General features: G+C 64.3%; 1 protein-coding gene. It reads right to left on the bottom strand.

All coding sequences use genetic code 11. The features are described from left to right. Nucleotides 1-869 (bottom strand): phospholipase D-like domain-containing protein (locus tag VQ02_RS34460; RefSeq protein WP_048448787.1); only part of this gene is annotated, 869 nt, incomplete at its 3' end. Nucleotides 870-967: the final 98 nt, after the last annotated feature.

Genomic DNA, 967 nt, shown 5'->3' with positions numbered 1-967 from the left:
TTGTTGAGCTGCGTGCACAGCCCGCTGGTGGTCCAGTTCGTGCTTCCGGTCAGCACACGGATGGCGTTGCCATGCGCGTCGCTTTCGACCACGAACTTGTTGTGAACGCTGGGCGACGACCTGCCCGCATTCGACAGGTCGCGATGCTTGACCGTCAGGCCGGCGCTACTGAGCTCTCCCGCGATGTTCGGTTTGGTCGCACTGCCATTGCCGAGCAGGACGTTGCCGCGGCTGCCGAACGGCTTCAGCGCGCCGACCAGTTCCTCGTCATTCATCTCGTAGATGGCGGCATGCACCTGGCTGCCGCGCAGGTCGGCATCATGCAGAAAGCCCAGGATCTCGTGCAGGGCGTCGCCGGACAAATAGCGCCGCGCCTGGTTGGCCGGATCGGACAGGCCCTTGACGAAATTGCGCAGCGCGTCGTCGGTCGTATTGCCCTTCACGAAGCGGCTGACGATCTGGGACATCAACGTGCCCCGGTTGAAATAGGCCGACAGGCCGCCGCCCGCATCGCCGGAAGCGACCGTCGGCGCCGTCCATGCCGACACCGAGGCGGGATCGGGCGTGAAGGTGCCGTTCGCACCATTGTTCAACGCGGTGACGCGGTAGGAGACGTTGTCGGTGTCGACGACGCTGTGATCGGTCCAGCTGCAGCGCCGGAACGGCGATTGAGTCGAGGAGATGCCGGCGTCCGCCACCGGCTTCTCGCCGTGCTTCGGCGGAATGCGGTTGGACAGCACGGTCGTCTGCTGCGTGATGTTGTTGCGCCGCTCGAGCTGGAAACCGACCCAGTCGTTGGACCAGGTGCCCGGCTGCCAGGCGATCAGGATATCGTCGGCGTTCGCATAGGCCTTGACATTGATTGTCATGATAATTTCCCCGAAGCTGGGTGAATCCATCGGTGCGAAACAATGGACGCCGCCGTGCACGGCTGGTGATGCATCCCGGGCGGCGCCGACACCAGCCC

It is taken from the genome of Methylobacterium variabile (assembly GCF_001043975.1).
GTDB classification, from domain to species: domain Bacteria; phylum Pseudomonadota; class Alphaproteobacteria; order Rhizobiales; family Beijerinckiaceae; genus Methylobacterium; species Methylobacterium variabile.
The sequence above is the reverse complement of the archived record's forward strand: the minus strand, read 5'-3'. Positions and strand labels throughout refer to the sequence as shown.